Source organism: Burkholderia sp. BE17 (assembly GCF_009362305.1).
Taxonomy (GTDB): Bacteria; Pseudomonadota; Gammaproteobacteria; order Burkholderiales; family Burkholderiaceae; genus Burkholderia; species Burkholderia pyrrocinia_C.
The window spans coordinates 1-6,845 of sequence record NZ_WHNU01000089.1; the positions used below are offsets into that span (position 1 = coordinate 1).

Consider the following 6,845-nt stretch of genomic DNA (forward strand, 5'->3'; position numbering starts at 1 on the left):
TTGCCTGATGACCATAGCGAGTCGGTCCCACCCCTTCCCATCCCGAACAGGACCGTGAAACGACTCTACGCCGATGATAGTGCGGATTCCCGTGTGAAAGTAGGTAATCGTCAGGCTCCCTAAGCCAGAAACCCCCGCCCGACAAGGCGGGGGTTTTTGCATTGGGGCGGACAAAATGCGAGGCGGTCGGGCAACGGATTGCATGCTCCGTCATCGCATCAACAGCAATCCTGCTCACGACCGTCGGTCACGGTCACTTCGGTTCTCTCGAGCCCGATACGGTGAGCTATTTCGCTTCCCTCTCCCTCTCCCTCTCCCTCTCCCATCTGGCGATGCTTACATGATCTGCGACGCATGCCCGGCGACGACGCGCCAGCCGGTATCCGATCGACGCCATAGGCGCGTATAGGCAAACGTGCCGTCGAATGCCACGCCATCGAAACGGCCGACGAGCGTCGCCTTCGTCGTGGTCAGGATCATCTCGCTGATCGAGCATGCCCGCGTTTCGTGGAAATCGAGTCTGTCGAGACGCAGCAGTTTCGCGCGATGCGTGGACAGATCATCGTTCTTCGAGATGACCTGGCCGGTCGGGACGGTGAACACCAGATCGTCGTCCAGCAACGCATCGAGCGCTTCGACATCGTTGGCCAGCATCGCGGCCCGAAGCGCGGTTTCGTAGGGTTCGATGACCGTCAGGATTGCTTCCATATCAGGGCCTCTCATCTTCTTTGAAGGTTTGTGGTTCCGCTCATCGGCGGTGACCTGTTGCAGCACGCAACACGTTTCGAACACTGCGGCGACGGAAAGAGCCTACCGCGCGTTCGACAGAGATTGACGTCGAACCAGCATGACCAGGCAGATGCCGATCGACGCGATGATGTTGACGGCCGGATAGAACGCGACCGCAATACTCCACGAGCTCAGTGCCAGCAATGCCAGCGCGTACTTGAGCGCGCACAGCGCGAAATAGGCGAGGCTCTCGCTCCATGGATCGCGGATCGTCTTGCGGACGGTCGGGCCGAGACCGGCAAGCTCGATCAGCGTGACCAGGCAGATCGAGACCGTCGGATCGTCGGTTAGCATCCAGAGCGGAATGGCCGAAAGGGCTGCGCACAGGAAAAACCAGTCGATGCCGGTCCAGCCGCGTTCGCCGCGAAAAATGCTGGCGACCAACGTCAGGAAGCACGTGGCGGCAATCGCCGCCGTGCACCACGCGGACGGCCCCGCACCCGCGACGAACTGGCCGGCGGCAGCGATCGCCGTGACGACCGACCACACGAGCCACGTGAACAGATGCGGACGAACGGTGCGCCGGTAGATCGCGAGCGCGTACGGAATCGCTGCCAGCAAAGACACGGCAGTTCCGAAAACGCCAAAGGTCGAAGCGGCACCCTGATCGACACTCACCATCGACGCAACCTTGTTCGAGCAGGCTGACCAGTATGTGGCCGGAAGGGCCAGGGCGCAATGTCGCGCCGGGCAGCGCCGCGGGCAGTCGCGTGGTGCATCGCACCGGAATGCCGATGCCGGCGACCGATGCGGTCAGACGCAAACGAACCCAAACAAACCCAAACAAACGGCACAGGGATCGTGAAGCAGCTGGAGCACCCGCTGCACGACGGCCGAATGAATAGAAATAACCTAGCATCGGCACGGGAGCGGTGGTGGTTTGTCGGTCGTTTGCCGTCGCGTATCGGTCGCGGATGGCAGCAAGAGGTTCGCATCGTATCAGCGTGGTGCGGCGGGATATCCGTATCCGCTACGTAGGGCCCGCCTCCTCGGCGTGCGATTCAGGGTTCCGGATTCGCCGCATGCACGTCGCGCCGGAACGCGCCGGGGCTCGTGCCCGTCCATTTGCGGAATGCGCGATGAAATGCGCTCGGCTCGGTGAAGCCGAGCTCGGCTGCGATCTCCGCGACGCTGAGCGCGTGCCCGCGCAGCAGCGACTGGGCCAGCGCGCCGCGCAACTCGTCCTTGATCGCCGCGAAGCTCTGCCCTTCGCTGCGCAGACGCCGCCGCAGCGTCGCGGGCGTCGTGCCGAGGCGCACAGCCAGCGTGTCGAAGTCGGGCCACTCGGCGGCCGGCAGCGCCTTCAGGTGCGCGCGCGTCTTCGCGACCCAGCCCGTGTCGTGCCGGTAGCGGACCAGCAGGTTGCCGGGCGCGCCGCGCAGGAAGGTCTTCAGCGCCTGCGCAGAGCGGATCGTCGGCAGCGCGAGATACGCGGCGTTGAATGCGAGCCGGCTGTCGGGTCGGTCGAAATGCACGGGCACGCCGAAGAACTGGTGATAGTCGCTGCGGTGGTCGGGGCTCGGGCACGCGAAATCGATGCGCTGCAGCGGGATGCGCCGGCCGATCAGCCAGCACGCGACGCCGAGCAGGATCAGCCAGAACGTCCGGTACGCGAACGCCGGGTACGGCCCGCCCGACTGCGTCAGCACGATCTGCGCCTGTCCGTCGGCCACGACGAGCTCGCCGTGCGGCTCGTCGAGCACCACGCGCAGGAACTGCAGCGCCCGCCGCAGCGCCTTGTCGAGCGTGCCGGCGTGCAGCACCGCGTGGCATAGCAGCTTGAAGCTGCCTTGCCGCATCGGGCGCGCGGCGAGCCCGAAGAATTCGTCGTCGATCGTGCCGGCGATCGCGAGCCACAGGCGGCCGTATTGTTGCGGCGTGACGGGCTCGCGCACGATGGCCGGCAGGCCGGCGGCGCGCAGCACGGGCTCCGTCGCGATGCGTTGCCGGCGCAGGCACGCGAGCGCGTCGTCGACGAAATCCGGCGAAATCATCTGCGGCCCCATTTTCCGAGTCCTCCCGACATGGCAAAAGCGATCACGATTCTAGATTCTGTTTGTCATTGATTGCAATGTGACGGCTGTCTACTATCGATGTATCCCCGTCGCGCCGCTGGCTCGCCGGCGGTCATAACGCACAGGAGACACGCATGCCTGATGGAGCAACCGCCCGGGCGGTGCCGGCTTACGCCGACGCCGTGGCCCGGTTCAGTATCGAGACCGCCGCCGCGCATCTGCACGGCGACCTGGAGCGCGGCCTGAACGCATGCGTCGAATGCTGCGACCGGCACGCATCGGCGGACGCGATTGCGCTCGACTGGATCGACGCGGGCGGGCAGCACCGCCGCTTCACGTTCGCGCAGATGCGGGCGCTGTCGGCACGCGTGGCGAACCTGCTGGTCGCGCAGGGCGTTAAGCCAGGCGACGTGGTGGCCGGCCTGTTGCCGCGCACGCCCGAGCTCGTCGCGACGATCCTCGGCACGTGGCGCGCAGGCGCCGTCTACCAGCCGCTGTTTACCGCGTTTGGCCCGAAGGCGATCGAGCACCGGCTGCGGATGAGCGACGCGCGGCTGGTCGTGACCAACGTCGCGAATCGCGCGAAGCTCGACGAGATCGCCGGTTGCCCGCTTGTCGCGACGGTGCGCGAGTCGGGCGAGTCGCTGCCGGAACGCGACATCGATTTCCGTGCGGCGCTCGACGCGCAGCCCGACACGTTCGAACCGGTGCTGCGCAAGGGCACGGACCTGTTCATGATGATGTCGACGTCGGGCACGACGGGCCTGCCGAAGGGTGTGCCGGTGCCGCTGCGCGCGTTGCTCGCATTCGGCGCGTACATGCGCGAAGCGGTCGACCTGCGCGAAGGCGACCGGTTCTGGAACATCGCCGATCCGGGCTGGGCGTACGGCCTCTATTACGCGATCACGGGCCCGCTGCTTCTCGGCCACGCGACGACGCTCTACGAGGGCGGCTTCACGGTCGACAGCACGTACGACGTGATCGAACGGCTCGGCATCACGAGCCTCGCCGGCTCGCCGACCGCGTACCGGATGCTGATGGCGGCCGGCACGGAAGCGGCGGCGCGCGTGAAGGGCAAGCTGCGCGTGGTCAGCAGCGCGGGCGAGCCGCTGAATCCGGAAGTCGTGCGCTGGTTCGACGCGGCGCTCGATGCACCGATCTACGATCACTACGGCCAGACCGAACTCGGGATGGTCGTGAACAATCATCACGGCCTCGCGCACGTCGTGCACGCCGGCTCGGCCGGCTTCGCGATGCCCGGTTATCGCGTCGCGGTGCTCGACGAAGCGAGCCGCGAGCTCGGTCCCGGCGAGCCCGGCAACCTCGCGATCGACATCGAGCGCTCGCCGCTGCTGTGGTTCCACGGCTACTGGCAGCAGGACACGCCGGCGATCGCGGGCGGTTACTACCGGACCGGCGACAACGTCGAGCTGGAGCCGGACGGCACCGTGAGCTTCATCGGCCGCGCGGACGACGTGATCACATCGTCCGGCTATCGGATCGGCCCGTTCGACGTGGAAAGCGCGCTGATCGAGCATCCTGCCGTCAGCGAAGCCGCCGTGATCGGCGTGCCCGATCCGGAGCGCACGGAGATCGTGAAGGCGTTCGTCGTGCTGTCGAAGGGCTTCGACGGCACACCGGCGCTGGCCGAGGAACTGAGCCTGCACGTGAAGCGGCGGCTGTCCGCCCACGCCTATCCTCGCGCGATCGACTTCGTCGACGCGCTGCCGAAAACCCCGAGCGGCAAGATCCAGCGCTTCGTGCTGCGCAAGATGGAAACCGAGAAGGCCGCTCAACCCTGAATACGGACTGCGAATGAATATCAAGGATCGCGTTTTTCTGATTACGGGCGCCGGTTCGGGCCTCGGCGCCGCGGTGGCGCGCATGGTCGTTGCGCAAGGCGGCAAGGCCGTGCTGCTGGACGTCAATGACGATGCCGGCGCAAGCCTCGCGCACGAACTCGGCGCGGCCGCGCGCTTCGTGAAGACCGACGTGACGAGCGAAGCCGACGGGCAGGCAGCCGTGGCCACCGCGCGCGATGCGTTTGGCCGCATCGACGCGCTCGTCAACTGCGCGGGCGTCGCACCCGGCGAGAAGGTCGTCGGCCGCGACGGTCCGCACTCGCTCGACCGCTTCGCGCGTGCGGTGTCGATCAATCTCGTCGGCACGTTCAACATGATCCGGCTGGCTGCAGAAGCGATGTCGAAGCAGGATGCCGACGCGGAAGGCGAGCGCGGCGTGATCGTCAACACCGCGTCGGTCGCGGCGTTCGACGGGCAGATCGGGCAGGCCGCGTATGCGGCGTCGAAAAGCGGCGTGGTAGGCATGACGCTGCCGATCGCGCGCGAACTCGCGCGGTTCGGCATCCGTGTCGTGACGATCGCGCCGGGCATCTTCGCGACGCCGATGATGGCCGGCATGCCGCAGGACGTGCAGGACGCGCTCGGCAAGAGCGTGCCGTTCCCGCCGCGGCTCGGCCGCCCGGAAGAATTTGCGGCGCTGGTGCGCCACATCGCCGAGAACACGATGCTGAACGGCGAAGTCATCCGTCTCGATGGCGCGTTGCGCATGGCACCGCGCTGACACTGGAGGAAACGAATCATGGCGAATCAGGATCCGATCGTAATCGTTGGTATGGCGCGTACGCCGATGGGTGGTTTTCAGGGCGACCTGGCTGCGGCCAGCGCAAGCGAGCTCGGCGCGGTAGCAATTCGCGCGGCGCTCGAGCGCGCGAACGTGCCGGCCGAACGCGTCGATGAAATCGTGTTCGGCTGCGTGCTGCCGGCCGGGCAGGGCCAGGCGCCGGCGCGGCAGGCCGCGCTGAAGGCCGGGCTGCCGCTCGCGGCGGGCGCGACCACGGTCAACAAGATGTGCGGCTCCGGGATGAAGGCTGCGATGCTCGTGCACGACCTGCTGCTGGCAGGTTCGGCGGGCGTGGCCGTCGCGGGCGGGATGGAAAGCATGACGAATGCGCCGTACCTGCTGCCGAAAGCGCGCGCGGGGATGCGGATGGGCCACGGCCAGGTGCTCGATCACATGTTCCTCGACGGGCTCGAGGACGCGTATGAAAAAGGCCGCCTGATGGGCACGTTCGCCGAGGATTGCGCGCAGACGTACCAGTTCACGCGCGAGGCGCAGGATGCGTTTGCGATCGCGTCGCTGACGCGCGCGCAACGCGCGATCGCCGAAGGGCATTTCGTGTCGGAGATCGCGCCGGTGACCGTGAAGGCCGGCAAGGCCGAAACTGTCGTGTCGATCGACGAGCAGCCGGGCAAGGCGAAGCTCGACAAGATCCCGACCCTGAAGCCGGCGTTTCGTGAAGGCGGCACGGTGACGGCAGCGAACGCGTCGTCGATCTCGGACGGCGCGGCCGCGCTCGTGATGATGCGCCGCTCGGAAGCGGAGCGCCTGGGCCTCACGCCGAAGGCCGTGATCGTCGGGCATTCGACTTACGCGGACAAGCCGGGCCTGTTCGCGACCGCGCCGGTCGGCGCGCTGCGCAAGCTGTCGGAGAAAACCGGCTGGAACCTGCGCGACGTCGATCTGTTCGAGATCAACGAAGCATTCGCGGTGGTGCCGATGGCCGCGATGCGCGATCTCGACCTGCCGCACGAGAAGGTCAACGTGCACGGCGGCGCGTGCGCGCTCGGGCATCCGATCGGCGCATCGGGCGCGCGCGTGATGGTGACGCTGCTGGCTGCGCTCGAAACGTATGGCCTGAAGCGTGGTGTTGCATCGCTGTGTATCGGCGGCGGCGAGGCGACGGCTATTGCAATCGAGCGTATCGTGTAACGTGTAACGCACAGCACGTACGCTGCGACGCGGGCGACGGGTATTGCGCAGGGAGCACGGACCTATCCGTCATTTCGTGGGCGGGGCATATCATGAGGTATAAAAGTCATGGATATGCCGATGAAGAAGAGGCAAACCGTAGCGCGTCAGGCAGCGGCCCGCGGGCCGCTGCCTGAGTTGCCCAAGGAACTGCTGGACCAGTTGGTCAAGGGGCCGATGACGCCGACCGAGGTTCAGGATCTGATGCTG

6 protein-coding genes, 1 rRNA gene and 1 pseudogene are annotated in these 6,845 nt (G+C 66.6%); 5 read left to right on the forward strand and 3 right to left on the reverse strand.

Annotated elements, in window-relative coordinates; genetic code table 11:
* The first annotated feature begins 3 nt into the window (after positions 1–3).
* A 5S ribosomal RNA gene (gene rrf / locus GD429_RS39670) occupies positions 4–116 on the forward strand.
* A 220-nt stretch (positions 117–336) separates the two neighbouring features.
* Here the strand turns inward: rrf and GD429_RS39675 are convergent.
* The 3 genes from GD429_RS39675 to GD429_RS39685 all read right to left on the reverse strand — a co-directional run bounded on the left by GD429_RS39675 (position 337) and on the right by GD429_RS39685 (position 2,795).
* Positions 337–708, reverse strand: coding sequence for a nuclear transport factor 2 family protein (locus tag GD429_RS39675; RefSeq protein ID WP_152865664.1), 372 nt, complete (start codon positions 706–708; stop codon positions 337–339).
* Between the two features lie 102 nt (positions 709–810).
* Positions 811–1,410 (reverse strand): hypothetical protein, encoded by a 600-nt coding sequence (locus tag GD429_RS39680; protein ID WP_152865653.1) that lies wholly within the window; start codon positions 1,408–1,410, stop codon positions 811–813.
* 380 nt (positions 1,411–1,790) lie between these two features.
* Complete coding sequence (locus GD429_RS39685; RefSeq protein ID WP_152865656.1) at positions 1,791–2,795, reverse strand: AraC family transcriptional regulator; 1,005 nt, start codon at positions 2,793–2,795, stop codon at positions 1,791–1,793.
* A 143-nt stretch (positions 2,796–2,938) separates the two neighbouring features.
* On the opposite strand from GD429_RS39685, the gene GD429_RS39695 reads away from it, so the two are divergent.
* From GD429_RS39695 to GD429_RS39710, 4 genes and pseudogenes are all read left to right on the forward strand, one after another.
* The gene (locus GD429_RS39695; protein ID WP_152865658.1) at positions 2,939–4,606 is read left to right on the forward strand and encodes an acyl-CoA synthetase; all 1,668 of its coding nucleotides are present in this window, start codon (positions 2,939–2,941) and stop codon (positions 4,604–4,606) included.
* A 13-nt stretch (positions 4,607–4,619) separates the two neighbouring features.
* Positions 4,620–5,387 (forward strand): 3-hydroxyacyl-CoA dehydrogenase, encoded by a 768-nt coding sequence (locus GD429_RS39700; RefSeq protein WP_152865660.1) that lies wholly within the window; start codon positions 4,620–4,622, stop codon positions 5,385–5,387.
* Positions 5,388–5,405: 18 nt separating this feature from the next.
* Complete coding sequence (locus GD429_RS39705) at positions 5,406–6,596, forward strand: acetyl-CoA C-acetyltransferase (RefSeq protein WP_152865662.1); 1,191 nt, start codon at positions 5,406–5,408, stop codon at positions 6,594–6,596.
* A gap of 108 nt (positions 6,597–6,704) precedes the next feature.
* A pseudogene (locus GD429_RS39710) lies at positions 6,705–6,845 on the forward strand (IS256 family transposase); the annotation flags it as partial.